This is a genomic window from Sphingobacterium ginsenosidimutans (assembly GCF_039536865.1).
Taxonomy (GTDB): Bacteria; Bacteroidota; Bacteroidia; order Sphingobacteriales; family Sphingobacteriaceae; genus Sphingobacterium; species Sphingobacterium detergens.
This window is the reverse complement of sequence record NZ_BAAAZK010000002.1, coordinates 1,232,176-1,249,736: the sequence shown is the minus strand read 5'-3', so window position 1 is coordinate 1,249,736 and position 17,561 is coordinate 1,232,176. Positions and strand designations below refer to the sequence as shown.

Sequence of the window (17,561 nt, the reverse complement as noted above, 5' to 3'; positions counted from 1 at the left end):
CACTAAAAAATATTACAATGAAAAAAATACTCATTATACTATCATTAGTTGGCTCAATCGGACTTACAGGTTGCGCTGATCTAGATATTACACCTAAAAATATTGTAACGGACCAAGACCTATTGAATACACCCGCTGGTATGGATATTTATATGGCCAGGATGTACAGTTTAATGCCTTTTGAAGATTTCAAATACATGGCACAATGGGGGATTGAATTCAACGGCTGGCTGGCTGCCATTGGCATTGAAGGAACCGGTGAAGCTGTGACCAGGGATGGTATCAGCACCTCTTTTACAGGTGAAAGGACTGCTTATTGGGGAAGAGCATTCGAATTACTTCGCGATGCAAATCATCTAATTGAAACCCTGCCCAATTACAAGGATAAATTTTCAGAAGAACTTTATAATCATTATCTGGGCGAAGGATATTACGTTCGGGCGACCGTATTTTATGCGATGGCTAGACGTTTTGGGGGAATTCCCTTGGTGACCAAGGAACTACAATACCCGAATACATTGGAAAACTTGGAGATACCCCGTTCGAGTGAAGAAGATACCTGGAACCAGATCTTGAAAGATTATGATGAAGCAATCAAATTAATGCTTCCAAAGGGCCCTAAATCTGGCTATTCCAACAAGTTCGTAGCCCTTTCTTTTAAATCCGAAGCGATGCTCTACGCAGGAAGTGTGGCCAAATACAACGAAACTGTTTCTGGTCGCTTGACAGGACTAGGCCGTAAAACTGGTGTCCGTGTCATCGGATTTGACGCCAGCACAGCAAAGGCAGCATCACAGAAGTATTTTGCAGAAGCTTATTCGGCTGCACGGCAGGTGATGACAGCAGGGGGCTATTCACTTTATAAAAAGAAATGGGCAGCGAACGATAAGGAGGCACAATATCAAAATATGGTGGATATGTTTAGTGACCTCAGTAGTCCTGAAAATATCTATGTCAAAGAATATGTCTATCCAACGTTGACACATAGTTTTGATGCCTTTAGTTCACCTTTCACGTTTAGATCTCCACTTTCGGCAGGTACCTGCCCGACAGTAGATTTTATGGAATTGTTTGATGGATTTGACAAGTATCCGGATGGAACAGTCAAAGTGACTACTGGACAAAGCAACAGGGAAGGGGAATATAAGCTGTACGACAAACCAATGGATTTCTTTAAAAATGCGGAGCCTAGATTACGTGCCTATGTTATTTTTCCGGATGATATCTTCAAGCAAAGAAAAATGGATATACGAGCAGGGGTTTATACTGGTCAAACTCCTGTAAAGCCTCTATTTACAGATTATTCCTATGCAACAGCTGACACGCGCTATCAACAGTTGGGGGCCTACACAGGATCACCAAAAACCTTGTATCTGAGCCCAAGAGATGGTAGCGGACAACAAACAGTGGATTACAATGGACAAAAAATGAATGCCGCTGGCAACGAAGGACCATTCTTTGATAATGGTGAAGCAACCCTAACAGGCTTTTATGTACGTAAATGGCTCAATACAAATCCAGCCAAAGAAGTTGGAGAAGGAAAATCTGACCAACCTTTTATTTTGATGCGTTACGCGGAGGTATTATTGAATGCCGCCGAAGCAGCCGTTGAACTCAAAATGTTGGGCGCTAGTCCGGCGGATGGAAGCGACCTGCTGCAAACGGCGACCACCGCGGTCAATGAAATTCGTACACGGGCAGGAGCAGATCTTTTAGCAGGCACGATTTCAGGAGATAATACAGGCCGAGATATTGTTCGGAGAGAGCGTCGTAAGGAACTAGCATTTGAACATAAGGCGAAATGGGATTTACGTCGCTGGCGCGTGCTGCATTTTGAAGGCCGGGACGGTTTCTGGGGAACACAAAAGGATAAAAATCTATACAGTAACAACGAGAACTTTAGGTTCAGAGGATTGTATCCGTTTTTTTCCACAGCAACAGGGAAATATTTCTTTGATGCACGGTTTCAATGGGTAAGTACCAAAACGTTTCGGTACACACCTGTAGACTATTATTTTGAAATACCAGGTGACGAGGTGGCTAAAAGTCCAAAAATAGATCAGCAGCCTAATCGATAGTCAAGAAATTGTGCTGAGCATGTTCATGTTCCAGCACAACTTGTCGGGAAGGAGTGAAATTTAATAAAGCAATAACTGGTGGAACTAAATTCTAAAAGTCTAAGCCACCACTAAACGTATAAAAAATGAAAAATAGCATTTTAAGCGCACTGGGTATACTATGTATGTTGAGTTCGTGTAGTCTTTTTGAGGCAGATAACTATGAGGCCCCCGCCGTGGAATTGAAAGGCATAGTCGTCGACGCACAAACGGGTGCACCGGTATTGACCGATCAGGGTAGTGAAGGCATCCGCGTTCGATTGACCGAGCTTAGTTGGGGAGATAATGTGGAACACAATCCTGACTTCTATTGCATGCCTGACGGAACATTCCAAAATACTAAACTGTTTAAGGGAAATTATAATATCACCGTTGATGGCCCATTTATCCCTTTGGTACGCACAGACGGAGACGGTAAGGTACTGTCAGACGATAGCAAAAATATGGAGCTGAATGGTTCACATGAAATAAAAATGGAAGTTCACCCCTTTCTTAAAGTGGAATGGGTTGGCGATCCAGTTGTTGAAAATGGAAAGATAAAAGCGAAAGTCAAGGTCACCCGTGCTGTAACTGAGCAGTTTTTTCGTGATAAGATCGAGCCACTAGGAAATTACAATCCAGATTTTTTAAATGTTACAGATATACAGCTCTTTGTTAGCTATTCCGCCACGGTTGGATATCGTGCACGAGATGAACGCTGGTCGAGCAAAATCGAATACAACGGCGATAGCTTCAAGACAAAGTTAGGGCAGGTTATTGATATAGTGTCTACTGGTGAAATTCCGAAGGGACGTACGGTCTTTGTTCGTGCAGCCTCCCGTATCAACTATGATACTCCGCGTGGAACGGGCAATCGTAGATGGAACTACAATGAAGCCAAACGAGTAGATATCCCATAAGAAAATCAATACACATGTTGAACCGTCCTGTTTAAGCTCTCATGGATGAAAATGAATCTTAAATAAGGACGGTTCCATTTGAGCAAATCATAAAAGGAACCAACCCGCTTATTTAAAATAACAATTACAGATGCTCAATCAATAATTATTTCTAAGTGAAAAATAAACAATAGATTATGATAAAAACGAATATACTCGCCTTATTGTTGCTGGCAGCACTCACAGCGACCGCCCAAAAAGGAGATCCTGTAAAGACGACCTTTCAGAGCTCCCGAGAGTGGCGTCCGACAATTGACAACCGTGCAGATGCTGTCATGATATATGGAACCGGGGGAAATCCTTCCGACAAATCCCGAAAAATTCCGTTTGAAGAACGGGTAAAATCCTGGCGTGATAGGGGATATATTACGCATTTTATGACGGGTATTGCCTGGGGGGAGTATCAGGATTATTTTACGGGAAAATGGGATGGAAAAATGCACCTGGATGAGGGACAAGTTGATGTAAAAGGTGATACCATCTGGCATGGTCACATGGTTCCCTATATTGTCCCTACTGAAAATTATTTGAAATACATCAAGGAGATGCATGTCAAACGTGTTATTGATGCGGGGATTGATGCCATTTTTATGGAGGAACCCGAATTCTGGGCAAGGGCAGGTTATAGCGAATCATTTAAGAAGGAATGGAAAAAGTATTACGGTTTTGATTGGCGCCCACAGCACGAATCGCCTGAGAATACCTACTTATCCAATAAATTAAAGTACGCTTTGTACCTCAATGCACTGAATGAAGTCTTTACTTACGCCAAATCTTATGGGAAAACCAAAGGGATGGATGTAAAATGTTATGTGCCCACACATTCGTTGATCAATTATTCACAATGGATGATTGTCAGTCCTGAGGCAAGCTTGGCCTCGCTACCCTGTGTCGATGGATATATCGCACAGGTATGGACGGGGACTTCACGTGAACCCAATTATTTTAATGGTGTGGCGAAAGAACGGGTTTTCGAAACAGCATTTTTAGAGTACGGCGCAATGGAATCCATGACTGCACCGACCGGAAGAAAGATGTTTTTTCTGACGGACCCGATCGAAGATTGGCCTCGTGACTGGGCAGATTACAAGAAAAACTATCAGGCGACTTTTACCGCGCAACTTTTATATCCGAATATTGCCGATTATGAAGTCATGCCCTGGCCCGAACGAATCTATGAAGGATTGTATAAAACAAGCGCCAAGAGTGACCAAAAGGAAAAAATACCGCGGCATTATTCGACCCAGATGCAGGTGATGATCAATAGTCTGAATAGCATGCCCAAAACCACCAGTAAAGTGTCCGGATCGACAGGGATCAGCATTCTGGTGGCAAATTCACTGATGTTTCAACGTTTTCCGACACATGCCGGATACGACGATCCACAATTGGCCAATTTTTACGGACTTGCTCTTCCTTTCTTAAAACGCGGTGTTCCCGTTAAAACAGTTCATCTGGAGAATTTGGCTGTCAAGAATGCCTTAGCTGAGACAAAGGTGCTGTTGATGTCGTATTCCAATATGAAGCCCTTAGCTCCCGAGGCCCATCAATATCTTGCGGACTGGGTAAAAAATGGGGGCGTACTTATATATTGTGCGACGGATCTCGATCCCTTTCAATCCGTCCAGGAATGGTGGAATACAAATGGCAACCAATATCAAAGACCATCAGATCATTTATTTGAAAAAATGGGCTTGCGGGATGGGATGGCTAAGGAGGGGCAATATAGCTACGGAAAAGGTACTTTCTATGTTTTGCGTTCAGATCCCAAAGAATTTGTTGTCAAGCCGAACAACAGTCAGAAACTGTTGGATCTGACTAAAAGTCTTTACGATGCTAGGAGCAAATCTGGGAAACTTCAATTTAAAAACTATTTTACATTGACAAGGGGTATCTATGACCTGATCGCTGTATTGGATGAGAGTGTGAGCAATCAGCCTTATCAGGTTAAGGGGAATTTAATCGATCTTTTTGATCCGACTCTACCAATTGTTACCTCGAAAAATATCCAACCGAATGAACAGTGCCTGTTTGTCAATATAGATCATGTAGCAAATAAACAAAAGCCGCAGGTATTGGCATCGGCAAGTCGTATTTACGATGAAAAATCGACGGGCCATCAATACTCATTTACGGCTAAAAGCCCGATCAATACCACAAACATTTCACGGATATTATTACCCGGCAAACCAAAGAGCCTTGTCGTGGATAAAAAGGAAGTTTTTGCAGAAGCAAATTGGGATACGAAAACAAAAACCTATCTGCTGGAATTTGAAAATAGCCCCGAGGGTGTATACGTGGATATCAAATGGTAGCATATTAGATCGCTTGAATTTTATTATAATGAAAGAGACTGTGCCATCCATATAAAAAGGAGGATATAAAACACGATGCGGTAAACTTGGGACGAAATAAGCCTTAGTTGCCGTATCAGATAGCAAAAAACCAGATTCGAGAGAATCTGGTTTTTTTGTGGATAACTGAATTCAGAATACCAGTATGAAGCTGTTTCAAGTCAGGTTCTTTGCGATTGTTTCAATCAGATAGCTACAATGATCCGCGGTTAAATTTTCAGTTCGAAGATGAGTACATGTTTAACGGAAATCGCGATTCTAACCGAAGCTACCATCCGAAAAGAATATTACTTCGATTGCGATTCCTGGAATTCCGTCGGGCTGAGTCCAAATTGTTTTTGGAAATTTCGGGAAAAATGTGTTGCCGAACTATAGCCTAATAAATTGGAAATTTCGTAGACTTTATATTGTCGTAAACTAAGCAGTTCCGCCGCTTTCCGAAGCCTGGTCAGATTGATTAGTTCATTTGGAGAGAGGCTCGACACCATATTGATTTTTCGATACAGTGTTGGTCTACTCATGCAGAGTATATCCGCCATTCTATCGACATTAAATTGCGGGTCATCCAAATGTTGCATAATGATTTCCTCTATCCTGAGCAGGAAATCCTGATCGTTTTGGTTCTGTCCGATTTGCTGGATTTGAGACATCGGATTCTTGATGAAAAATTCCTTGACTTTAATCCTATTTTTCAGCAAGCTGGCAATTTGTGCCCGTAGAAATGCGGGCGAAAAAGGTTTTTCGATATATGCATCAGCACCATATTCCAGGCCTTGAATCTTTGATTCTATACTGTTTTTTGCTGTTAATAGAATAACAGGAATATGTGCGTAAGCGATGTTTTCTTTAATTTTTTGGCAGAGTTCATAGCCATCCATTTCGGGCATCATCACGTCACTGATGATCAAATCAAAGTATTCAGATGCAAGTAGATCCAAGGCCTCATTTCCATTTGTACTTGTGGTGATATGGTAATCCTCATTGAGGTCATCTGCAATAAATTCAAGTAATTCAGCATGGTCATCTACCACTAATAAATTGGCTTTTGCATTCATAATTATTGGTTTGAGTTGTGGTTTAGTGGTAAAGTTAAGCGGAATACATTCCAATGAAAATTTTCAACATCATACACTAAACTGCCCTGATGTTTTAAAACCAGGGATCTGGTTAACGCCAGGCCTAAACCACTGCCTGGAATGTTCTTGTTTTGTTTTAAGCGATTGAATGGTTCGAAAATTCTTTCCCTTTCCTCCGAAGGAATTAATGCACCGTCGTTTTTCACCGTCAATATAGCAATATTTTTCTGTTTATCCAGCTCTAAATTCACTTCAATGACCTTTGATGAGTACTTTAGGGCATTATTGAACAAGTTATAACAGATCTTTTCAAAAGCATCTATCGCAACCGAACCAATGATATCAGGCGTGATTAAAACCTGCATACTCTTCCCTTGCGCTTGGATAGTGACACCAAAATCGTTGCTGATTTTTTGCACCGTCTGGCTAATATTTGCCAGCTCAAAATGTAATTTAAAACCCTCGGTTTCGACCTGTCTAAAATCCAGCAACTCATTGCTGAGTGCAATTAGTTTTTCCGTATTGTTCTGCATGGTCAAAAGCAGCTTATCTGTTACGGGATTGTGTTCGACTTTGTTCATGAGTTTTTCCAAAGGTGCTTTAATCAATGTTAATGGTGTACGTATCTCATGCACTACATCCGTATAAAAATTGATTTTTGCCCGATAGAGCTCCTGTTCCCGAAGATTCTGCACCGTAAGCAAATGTTGGCGGTTACGTTGTTTTATCTTTTCATTAAAATGATAAATAATAAATATAATCAGGCCAATGAGAATGAGCGCATAGCAGATATACGCTGGTATGCTTGCCCAAATAGGCGGCAGAATAACAATTTTAAGACTTGCAGCAGTGGGGATGACATTTCCATTGGGATCTTCAGCTTTGACGGTAAAAACATAACTCCCCGGTGCGAGTTTAGTGAAATACACCCGTTGATTGCCGGTGATATCAACCCAATTGTTATCAAGACCTTCCATCTTATAGCTGTAATGAACAGAATGGGGGGCCTGATAATGAAGTGCCGCCACATCGAGACTAAACGATGATTCATCATGTTTCAATTGAATCTTATCCGTAAATAAAATGGATTTCGAAAGTATATGCCCGTCTGTATACTGATTGATTGCTCTGTTATTGATGTAAAGGTTGGTGACATAGATCGGGATCCGGGTATTGTAATCGATCTGATTGAGTTTTTTTGGATCGAAACGGATCAAACCATTGATTGTTCCAAAGTAAAAACGACCATCGCCATCGTCAAATGCAGAATTGTAATTAAACTGAATGGAAGGTAGGCCAGATTCCAGGTTGAAAATCCTTTTTTTTCCATTCGATAAATGATAACGGACGAGCCCTTTGGAAGTACTTACCCAAAGATTGTTTTGCTGGTCTTCGAGAATCGCCAAGATCACATTACTGGGCATTCCTTCTTTTATACCAATCTTTTCAAAACCTTCACCTGTGGGAAGTTTTTTTGCCATACCACCTTCTGTGGCAATCCAGATCTGTTTTTTAGAATCTTCAAATAGACTATTGATGCGGTTGTTGGGGAGAGAGCTCGGATTGTCCTTTTGATGCGTATAATGCTTGAGATCTCCATTATTGGGATTATAGCAATATAAGCCATCTCGCCAGGTACCCAGCCAGATATTTCCCTGTTTATCTTCAAGCACGGTCGTATAAAACATATATTCCGGAACGTTGCGCATCAAATGAAAGGATTTTTTGGCGAAATCAAAACGATATAAACCTCGGGTGGAAGCTGCCAAAATTTCGCCCTTCCTAGTTTTATACAGGTAAAAGAGAAAATTACTCTGTAACTCGGGATTAGGGGAACTATTTCGATCGATATGGTAAACAACTTTTTCCTGTATGGGATCGAAAATATCTAAGCCATTGACGAAAGTTCCGACCAATAATTTATTGTCATAGGGCAGGATGCCATGAATATTATTGTTGGCCAGATTTCCCTTTTTCTCAGAGAAATTTTGAATCTGTCCTGAGCTGGGATCTAGCTTGGACAAACCACCATTTTCGGTTCCGATCCAGACCTTGCCTGTCGGGTCTTTGGTAATGATACGTACGACCGAACCTTTTAAGCTACCGGGTTTGTCCTGAGGTAAAAACTTTTCAATAATGCTGTTGTTCTTGTGATAGTAGTTGACTCCACCAAAGTACGTACCGATCCAGATTCCTTGATCTTTGTCCTGCAGGATATTGTAAACCGCGTTGTCGGAAATACCCCATGGATTTTCCTGTTCTTTCTGAATATTGATAAAGCTCTGGTCAGCAATTTGATAAATAAATAATCCTGATTCGGTCGCAAACCAATATTCAGTATCATTCGGCTGGAGGATATCGCGGACATAGAGAAATTGCTTTAGTCGCTCTGGACCAAGCATAGATTTTAAAGTTTTTTCCTTAAAATCGTAAACATAAACGCCAGATTTAGAGGTGCCGATCATGAGTTCCCCTTTGCGGTTCTCTGTGATTTTTTCTATGCTGAACCAATCTTTTGAACCATATTTTACCTGAAAATCCAACAGGAGTGCGGGCTTATCCGAACTATTGATCTGGAAGATTTTGCCTTCTGGAGTACCATAGAAGATGGTCCCATTTTTTGTACAGCTTACTGCGGTAATATAAAGATCAGATGTGGTAATCTGTTTGATTTCATTGTTGATCAGATTGTGGTAGTAAAGCATCCCATTGGATATAAACCAGATCCTTTTTCTTTGGTCCGTAATGATAACGGGTACATCTGCATGCTCAAACTGTTTGCTTAATAACTTAAACTGTTCGTCGACAGGATTGTAACAATAGATCCCCTGATCGGTTCCTATCCAGATTCTTTTTTTGAAATCCTCTTTCAGGGAGATAATGTTATTGCCTCCTAAACTATTCTTGTCAGAAGCCGAGGCATCAAAATGTTTGAAACTATTTCCATCAAAGCGATTTAAGCCATCCTTCGTGCCAAACCAAAGAAATCCATAGCTATCTTGCATACTACAGATCACTGCATTGTTTGAAAGCCCCTCATTAATCTGATAATGGTTGAAGTAATAGGGCTGTGCCTGGATCAGAAAAGGAAACAGCAACAAGAAAGATAGAAAACGGACCGGCTTAAGGTTGATCATGATCATTTGGTTATTGATACAAAATAGCTCAAAATTGAAACAATTTAATCCCAAAAAAATAAAAAAAATTAGGATTTTAGTATTTGTATTGTAACCAATAAAATTATAAAAAATATAGAAAACAACACATTTGTCATTCAATAAAGATTATAAACCATTAAATCATAACAAATGAAAGGAAAATTGATGTTGCTGGGTATTGCTGGTATACTTAGTTATTGTTGCCTGTCTTGTCAGCAAACGAATAGTTCAAAAACCACCCCAAACGACAGTGTCGCAGCCTTGATGGACACTTCATCATTTAGCACAACGATTGATACGAAAAAAGTCTATTTATACGAATTAACCAATAAGAATGGTGTACAGGCCTATTTTACAAATTATGGAGCACGACTGGTTGGCCTTTGGGTGCCCGATAATAAGGGGAAATTGTGTGATGTGGTTTTGGGATTCGCGAAAGCCAGTGATTACAATAATCCCAAAGAACCATTTTTCGGAACAATTGTAGGGCCTTTTGGCAATCGGATTGCAAAAGGAAAATTTAAATTGGATGATAAGAGCTATACATTGGCGGTGAATAATGGTCCGAATACATTGCATGGCGGTTTTAAGGGCGTACATTTTGCGCATTGGATCTTAAAGAAGGCCGATCAGTCATCCCTTACTTTCACCTATACATTGCCGGATGGTCAGGAAGGGTTTCCGGGTAATATTCAGATGGAAGTTACCTATTCGCTGAATGACAATAATGAATTGATGATTGCTTATCGTGCCGAAACAGATAAAAAAACAGTCATTAACTTAACAAATCACGCTTACTTTAATCTGAATGGAGAGGGTAGTGGTACAATACTAGGCCATCAACTTCAATTGTTTGCTAATCAATATACGCCCGTTGACAGTACATTGATACCTACTGGCCAATTGATAGCGGTGAAAGGAACTCCTTTCGATTTTACTGCGCCCAAGGCGATCGGAAAAGATATCAATACCAATGATCAGCAACTCAGTTATGGGAAAGGTTATGACCATAATTTTGTATTGAACAAAGACAAAGAGGGTGAATGGTATAAAGCCGCACATGTTGTAGGTGATAAATCCGGTATTGTTATGGATATCTTGACGAATGAACCGGGGATCCAATTCTATAGTGGCAATTTTATGAATGAGCAAGTGCAGTTGAAAAACGGGAAAAAGGATTCATTCCGAACAGCTTTCTGTCTCGAACCACAGCATTTTCCAGATGCACCAAATCAACCCAACTTTCCAACGACAGTTGTAAGTCCTGGACAAGTCTATCAAACGAAATCCCTGTATCGTTTTTCGGTAAAATAATACATATTAATAATGATTGGTTTTGGAAGTACATCTCGATAGAGATGTGCTTTCTTCTATTGATACAAATAGGCAGTGTTTTGAGAAAAATCAATCATCTAACTCATTGATTAAAGTTTAATTTTGGGTAATCAGTTATAAAACTAATCAAGCCAATAATGACAAAAAAAATAGGCCTATTATCTTATTTAATTGGAATTTGTTTTCTAAGTTCAGCGCAAAACAATGCCGTAATCGCTGTTGATCAGCTACCGGTTGAAGGGAAGAATTTAAACTATATTAATAACCGTTTACCATTAAAACAGAATGCGCTGCTGAAACTACCTGTGGGTAGCATTGTTCCTCAAGGTTGGTTGGGGAAATATTTGGAATTACAGAAAAATGGCCTTACGGGACATTTGGGAGAGATTAGCGCATGGTTATCCAAAAAAAACAATGCCTGGTTGAGTTCGGATGGAAAAGGAGACTACGGCTGGGAAGAAGTTCCCTATTGGTTGAAAGGTTATGCAAACCTGGGCTATATTCTGAAAGATTCCAAAATAATAGCTGAATCAAAAATATGGTTGGAAGCAGCAATTAAAAGCCAACGTCCGGATGGTTACTTTGGGCCCTTGATGCTACGTAACAATAAACCGGATTTATGGGGTAATATGATTATGCTTTGGTGTTTGCAATCGTATTACGAATATAGCGCTGATCCACGTGTTCTGACCTTAATGACCAATTATTTTAAGTGGCAGGCAAGTCTACCTGATAGTTTTTTTCTAAAAGATTATTGGGAGAACAGTCGTGGTGGAGATAATTTATTGTCAGTCTATTGGCTTTATAATAGGACACAAGGGAATGAATGGCTAATGGATTTGGCCGATAAAATTCATCGCAATACAGCAAATTGGCGACAAAAGAATGATTTACCCAATTGGCACAATGTCAATATCGCACAGTGTTTCAGGGAGCCGGCTACCTACTACCTTAAGAGCCAATCAAGTGACGACCTGAAGGCGACCTATGCTAATTTTCACTTTGTCAGACAGGTATTCGGTCAGGTGCCGGGTGGCATGTTTGGTGCTGATGAAAATGCCCGTCCAGGGTATACAGACCCGCGGCAGGGCGTCGAAACCTGTGGCATGGTTGAACAAATGGCTTCCAATGAGATCCTGCTGGGAATAACAGGAGATCCTTTTTGGGCTGATCATGCCGAAGATGTGGCCTTCAATACATATCCTGCAGCAGTAACAGCAGATTTTAAGGCACTACGTTATATCACTAGCCCCAATATGACCATTAGCGATAGCCACAATCATGCTCCGGGCATTGATAACAATGGTCCATTTTTGATGATGAATCCCTTTAGTTCACGTTGTTGCCAGCACAACCATAGTCAGGGATGGCCGTATTATGCGGAGCATCTCTATATGGCAACAAACGATAATGGTGTTGCGGCGGTATTATATGCAGCTTCCAATGCAGATATTAAGGTCGGAAATAATCAAAAGATCCGAATTCAACAAAGCTCTAATTATCCATTTGAAGAAGCTATTCGCTTTGTCATCGGAACAAACGGAAAGACAATTGATTTCCCATTTTACTTGCGGATTCCGGCTTGGGCAAAACAGGCGCAGATCAAAATTAATGGAAAGACAGAAAAGGTTGAATCGGGGGCAAAGTATATCCGGATTGATCGAAAATGGAAAGATAACGATCAGGTTGAACTTTCGCTGCCGATGTCCATTGTATTGAATACCTGGACAGCGAATAAAAATGCGGTGAGTATCCAGAGGGGACCATTGACCTACGCTTTGAAAATCAAGGAGAATTATGTGCAGAAGGATAGTAAAGCTTCTGCCATTGGAGACTCAAAATGGCAGGAAACAGCTGATCCGACAAAATGGCCTTCCTATGAGATCCTTCCGGCAAGTGATTGGAATTATGGTCTTGTTCAAAATCAGTTAACAGCACCGGATCAATTGAAGGTGGTCAAGCGGGCTTGGCCTAAAGATGCCTTCCCGTTCGAAGCGGACGCAGTACCGATTTCCATTATGGTCAAAGCAAAAAAAATTGATGGTTGGAAAATAGATGAAAATGGATTGACAGGGGTATTGCCATTGAGCCCTGTAGCGAGTCAAGCTGCGGTACAGGAAGTAGAATTGATTCCTATGGGTGCCGCCCGCTTACGTATTGCGGCGTTTCCGACAGTAAAGTAATTAAAGATATAAATGACATAACGATTTTTATGATGAAGAAAACCTTATTTTTTGCCAGTCTGATGATGGCTGCTCAACTGAATTTTGCGCAGGAATGGAAACCTGTTGGTTCACACATTCTGACTCCTTGGGGTGAAAAGGTAACAGCACAGAAGCCCCATCCAGAATACCCAAGACCGCAACTGGTGAGAACCAATAACTGGCAAAATTTAAACGGCTTATGGAAATATGCCATTACCCCAGTAAATACAAAAGAAATTCCTCAACAGTGGGATGGAAGTATCTTGGTTCCTTATGCTATAGAATCGGCACTTTCTGGGGTAGGTAAGGACGTTGGCAAGGATAAAGCCCTTTGGTATACGAATACGGTTACTTTGGACAAGTCTGTCAACAAAAACAATGTGTTGCTCCATTTTGGAGCGGTGGATTGGCAATGTGATGTCTATGTAAATAATCAATTGGTCGGAAGACATGAAGGTGGTTTCGATCCTTTTACGATGGATGTGACCTCTTATCTCAAAAAAGGAGCCAAGCAGGAAATTGCTCTTCGCGTATGGGATCCTACCGATGATGGACCACAACCGCGCGGTAAACAGGTTAACCGTCCCAATGGTATCTGGTATACACCGGTTACAGGGATATGGCAAACGGTATGGTTAGAGAGCGTACCAAAGTCTTACATTGTGAAAACAAAACAGACACCAAGATTAGATGAAGGTGTACTTGCTTTTCAGGCCACAGTAGCGGGGAGTCAAGCGGGGGATGAAATCAAAGTTCGCGCATTAAATGGAACGCAAGTTATTAAAGAACAAGTGGGGCAACCAAATGCAGATTTTGAACTTTCTGTCCCAAATTTGGAAGCCTGGTCACCGAGTAATCCAAAACTTTATGACCTGGAAATTCAGTTACTTCGCAAGGGTAAGGTCATTGATCAAGCAAAAAGCTATTTTGCCATGCGTAAGATTTCAATGGAAAAAGACGAAAAGGGGATACAACGCATGCTGTTGAACAACAAGTTTACCTTTCAATATGGACCACTTGATCAGGGCTGGTGGCCTGATGGCTTGCATACAGCCCCTACGGATGAAGCTTTAAAATTTGATGTGATCAAGACAAAAGAAATGGGTTTCAATATGATCCGTAAGCATATTAAAGTTGAACCCGCACGCTGGTATCGTTATTGTGATAGTATCGGTATGCTTGTGTGGCAGGATATGCCAAGTGGTGACCTGGGAGGAAATCATTGGGATATGCAACCTGGGAAAATATCAGGTGGAAATCGGGATAAAGCACGTTCGCAGGAGTCAGAAGGATACTACAGAAAAGAATGGAAGACCATCATGGACGTGCTGCACAATTACCCGAGCATTGTGATCTGGGTACCTTTTAATGAAGCCTGGGGTCAGTTTAAGACAAAGGAGATTACCGAATGGACAATGGCCAATGATCCTTCCCGATTGGTAAACAGTGCCAGTGGTGGTAATTTTATGGAAACAGGTCATATACTGGATATACACAATTACCCGGATGCAGCGATGCCGGATCCAAAAATATTTGGTGCAAACCAGGTGCTGGCACTGGGCGAATTTGGTGGACTGGGGCTGCCCATAGATGGTCATTCCTGGCAGCAAAAGGATAACTGGGGCTACCAGAGCTTTAAAAATAAAACCGAACTTCTCGAACGATATAAGCAACTCATCCGTGATCTGACGCGATTAATTCCAATGGGATTGTCAGCTGCAGTTTATACACAGACCACAGATGTGGAGGTGGAAACCAATGGTTTAATGACTTATGATCGTAAGGTGGTAAAAATGCCTGAAGCGGAATTAAATACTGCCCATCAGGCCCTATATCAACCGCCAACGAAGTAAGTCAGTTAATGCTTGGACTCCATCAATGGAGGCTGTAGCGGCTTAGAAATAATTTTCCAGATACAATGTGTGGAAGTATCGGGATAAAATAAAAATGATAAAATGTTGCAGTCAACCTTGCTAAAATATTGTAGTGGAGTTTTGTACCTGTGCCTGTTGAGCTCCTGTAAAAGTTCTTCAGGTTCAGGTGCACAAACTATAAAGACCACAGGGGCGTCCGTTAATAAGACGACCTATATAAATCCTGTTTTTGAACCGATACTTGCGGACCCTACGGTGGTACATGATCTGCAGAATAAGTTATTTTATGCTTATGGGACGGCGGACAACTGGGGTGATGGCAAAGGGCAGCGTCTAGTTTCTATTTTGCAATCCAAAGATTTGGTGCATTGGACCTGGATCGGGACAGCATTTTCGGCCAAACCAAACTGGAAGTCAGAAGGTGGGATTTGGGCTCCTGATGTGGTATTATTGAATGGAAAATATGTGATGTATTATGCGTACTCCACCTGGGGCGATCCTAATCCAGGTATTGGAGTAGCTGTAGCGGACAAGCCCGAAGGGCCATTTATAGATCGGGGCAAACTGTTCGATAGTAAATCGATCGATGTGCCTAATTCGATAGATCCCTATTTTTTTAGGGAAAAGAACCATAACTACCTCTTCTGGGGAAGTTTTAGCGATGCCGCTACGCAAGGAACTTATGGAGTATCTCTGGATAACGATGGAATGCAAGTACCCGATTTGAATAAGAAATTTAAAGTTGCAGCGGGTGATTTTGAAGCTGTGGTGATTCATAAAAGAAAAGGCTATTATTACTTTATCGGTTCAAAGGGATCCTGTTGCGAAGGTGAAAAAAGTAGTTACCATGTACTCGTTGGTCGGTCGAAAAAATTGATGGGACCTTATTTGGATCGGGAAGGTCGTGATTTGGCCCAGAGGGGAAATGGAACCTTATTGCTGAAGGGGAATGATAAATTTGTTGGGACAGGGCATACTTCCCGGATTATAACCGATGATCAGGGCAATGATTGGTTACTTTATCACGCCATGGACCCTAAACGACCACGCGTTTCAACAGGGGGTAATCGTCGCATGCTATTATTGGATCAGGTAATTTGGAAAGAAGATTGGCCGATGATTGAAGGCGAGACAAGCAGTGTCATCGCGAAAAAGGCTCCGATATTTAAATAGATCTTAAAGTAATAGTTGATTAACCTTATAACCGTAATTGGGCAAATACTTCATCTCCATTGCAGTTTTCACGAGAAAATATGGTTGCTGAATCAAACGCAAGGATATTGTTAACCTGACTACTTTTTCGTCTTTGCTGTTGTGAAATGTCGATCAACCTATTCGCAGATGCTTCCGTAGGCGATTAGCTTAAATGCTCGTCAAGCCAATGATCAATGAACTGAAAGACTTCTTCCCTGCAATCTTCGTTGAGTATTTCGTGACGCATGCCTTCGTACAGTTTCACAGTAATATCGGTCTGTCCCTGCGTACGTAATTGGGTGGCGGTTTGTTCCACTCCCTTTCCGAAATCACCAATAGGGTCATCCTGTCCACTAATAAATAATAGGGGTAAACCTTTCGGAATGCGTTTTGTCAGTTCTTTATCTGTCGCACGTAGCGATAAACTCAATACGGTATAAAATCCATTGTTCGTAAATAAACCACCACATAAAGGGTCTTCAATAAAAGCAATGCGATTCGCTTTGTTGACACTTAGCCAGTTGCTGTTATTTTGATTGGGTTCATTTTTAAATCCGGCATTATTACGCTGATCAAATATGCTGTTAATCAATCGGCTTCGTTTTTTAGGTGCAAAGGAGTTGAGAACAGCCAGCAGCATACGAAAAGCGGTGGATCCCTTTTGTCGCGCGCCCGTCCCAACGATTATCGCCCCTTTAAAACGATCTCCTGCCTTTTGTAAGGCACAACGGGTAACAAAAGATCCCATTGAATGCCCCAAGATAAAATGGGGTTGATCGGGATAGCCCTGTTGCAAGACAGCGCTCATTGTTAACGCATCCTGTACCAATTGTTCCGCTGGATCAGATTGTTGAAAATACCCTAATCCATCCGCATTCACGGCCGTCTTCCCATGCCCCAACTGATCATAGCTGAGTACAGCAAAACCACGGTCAGCCAGATGATTGGCAAGCATTTGATACCGGCCACTATGTTCCTGCATGCCATGAACAATCAATATTGTCGCTAATACCGTTTGGTGCACAGGTTCAAATATACTGTAGAAGAGTTTATGGCTTGGTTTACCTTCAAAAGAACTTATTGGAAAAAGATTGGACGATACCGTATTCATTATGTCGCTTCCTTAGTGTAAGTGTAAACTAAGATAATTTTGTTGGATTTGCAAGTTGGGCTTGTCGAGGTTGGATAAAAAAATCCTAAAAGGGGAGTATAATGAGCAAATTTAGTCCGTATTAATTTTTTAGTATCAGAATATTTTTTAGATTTGCAGTAATTTAGAATTAATTTAAATAAGCGATTAGTTCTTCGGTT

The 17,561-nt window shown here is 41.2% G+C and carries 10 protein-coding genes; 7 read left to right on the top strand and 3 right to left on the bottom strand.

Annotated elements, in window-relative coordinates; all coding sequences use genetic code 11:
• The first annotated feature begins 17 nt into the window (after positions 1-17).
• The 3 genes from ABFX33_RS05240 to ABFX33_RS05230 all read left to right on the top strand — a co-directional run bounded on the left by ABFX33_RS05240 (position 18) and on the right by ABFX33_RS05230 (position 5,370).
• Positions 18-2,078 carry a RagB/SusD family nutrient uptake outer membrane protein gene (locus ABFX33_RS05240; RefSeq protein WP_346084651.1) on the top strand — a complete coding sequence of 687 codons (2,061 nt, stop codon included), beginning with the start codon at positions 18-20 and terminating at the stop codon, positions 2,076-2,078.
• Positions 2,079-2,203: 125 nt separating this feature from the next.
• Positions 2,204-3,016, top strand: coding sequence for a DUF3823 domain-containing protein (locus ABFX33_RS05235; RefSeq protein ID WP_120258519.1), 813 nt, complete (start codon positions 2,204-2,206; stop codon positions 3,014-3,016).
• A 176-nt stretch (positions 3,017-3,192) separates the two neighbouring features.
• Positions 3,193-5,370 (top strand): hypothetical protein, encoded by a 2,178-nt coding sequence (locus tag ABFX33_RS05230; protein ID WP_346084649.1) that lies wholly within the window; start codon positions 3,193-3,195, stop codon positions 5,368-5,370.
• A gap of 326 nt (positions 5,371-5,696) precedes the next feature.
• Here the strand turns inward: ABFX33_RS05230 and ABFX33_RS05225 are convergent, their stop codons facing one another.
• On the bottom strand, positions 5,697-6,464 hold the full coding sequence (locus tag ABFX33_RS05225; RefSeq protein WP_120258518.1) for a response regulator transcription factor: 768 nt from the start codon (positions 6,462-6,464) through the stop codon (positions 5,697-5,699).
• Positions 6,465-6,466: 2 nt separating this feature from the next.
• Positions 6,467-9,622 carry a ligand-binding sensor domain-containing protein gene (locus ABFX33_RS05220; protein WP_346084648.1) on the bottom strand — a complete coding sequence of 1,052 codons (3,156 nt, stop codon included), beginning with the start codon at positions 9,620-9,622 and terminating at the stop codon, positions 6,467-6,469.
• A gap of 171 nt (positions 9,623-9,793) precedes the next feature.
• Here ABFX33_RS05220 and ABFX33_RS05215 point away from each other — a divergent pair, with 171 nt between their 5' ends.
• The 4 genes from ABFX33_RS05215 to ABFX33_RS05200 all read left to right on the top strand — a co-directional run bounded on the left by ABFX33_RS05215 (position 9,794) and on the right by ABFX33_RS05200 (position 16,229).
• Positions 9,794-10,957, top strand: a complete 1,164-nt coding sequence (locus tag ABFX33_RS05215) for an aldose epimerase family protein (protein WP_346084647.1) — start codon at positions 9,794-9,796, stop codon at positions 10,955-10,957.
• A gap of 158 nt (positions 10,958-11,115) precedes the next feature.
• Positions 11,116-13,161 (top strand): beta-L-arabinofuranosidase domain-containing protein, encoded by a 2,046-nt coding sequence (locus ABFX33_RS05210; RefSeq protein WP_346084646.1) that lies wholly within the window; start codon positions 11,116-11,118, stop codon positions 13,159-13,161.
• Positions 13,162-13,190: 29 nt separating this feature from the next.
• The gene (locus tag ABFX33_RS05205; protein WP_346084645.1) at positions 13,191-15,035 is read left to right on the top strand and encodes a glycoside hydrolase family 2 protein; all 1,845 of its coding nucleotides are present in this window, start codon (positions 13,191-13,193) and stop codon (positions 15,033-15,035) included.
• A 102-nt stretch (positions 15,036-15,137) separates the two neighbouring features.
• The gene (locus tag ABFX33_RS05200) at positions 15,138-16,229 is read left to right on the top strand and encodes a family 43 glycosylhydrolase (RefSeq protein WP_346084643.1); all 1,092 of its coding nucleotides are present in this window, start codon (positions 15,138-15,140) and stop codon (positions 16,227-16,229) included.
• 184 nt (positions 16,230-16,413) lie between these two features.
• Here ABFX33_RS05200 and ABFX33_RS05195 read toward each other — a convergent pair whose 3' ends face one another.
• On the bottom strand, positions 16,414-17,361 hold the full coding sequence (locus ABFX33_RS05195; RefSeq protein ID WP_346084642.1) for an alpha/beta fold hydrolase: 948 nt from the start codon (positions 17,359-17,361) through the stop codon (positions 16,414-16,416).
• Positions 17,362-17,561 lie beyond the last annotated feature (200 nt).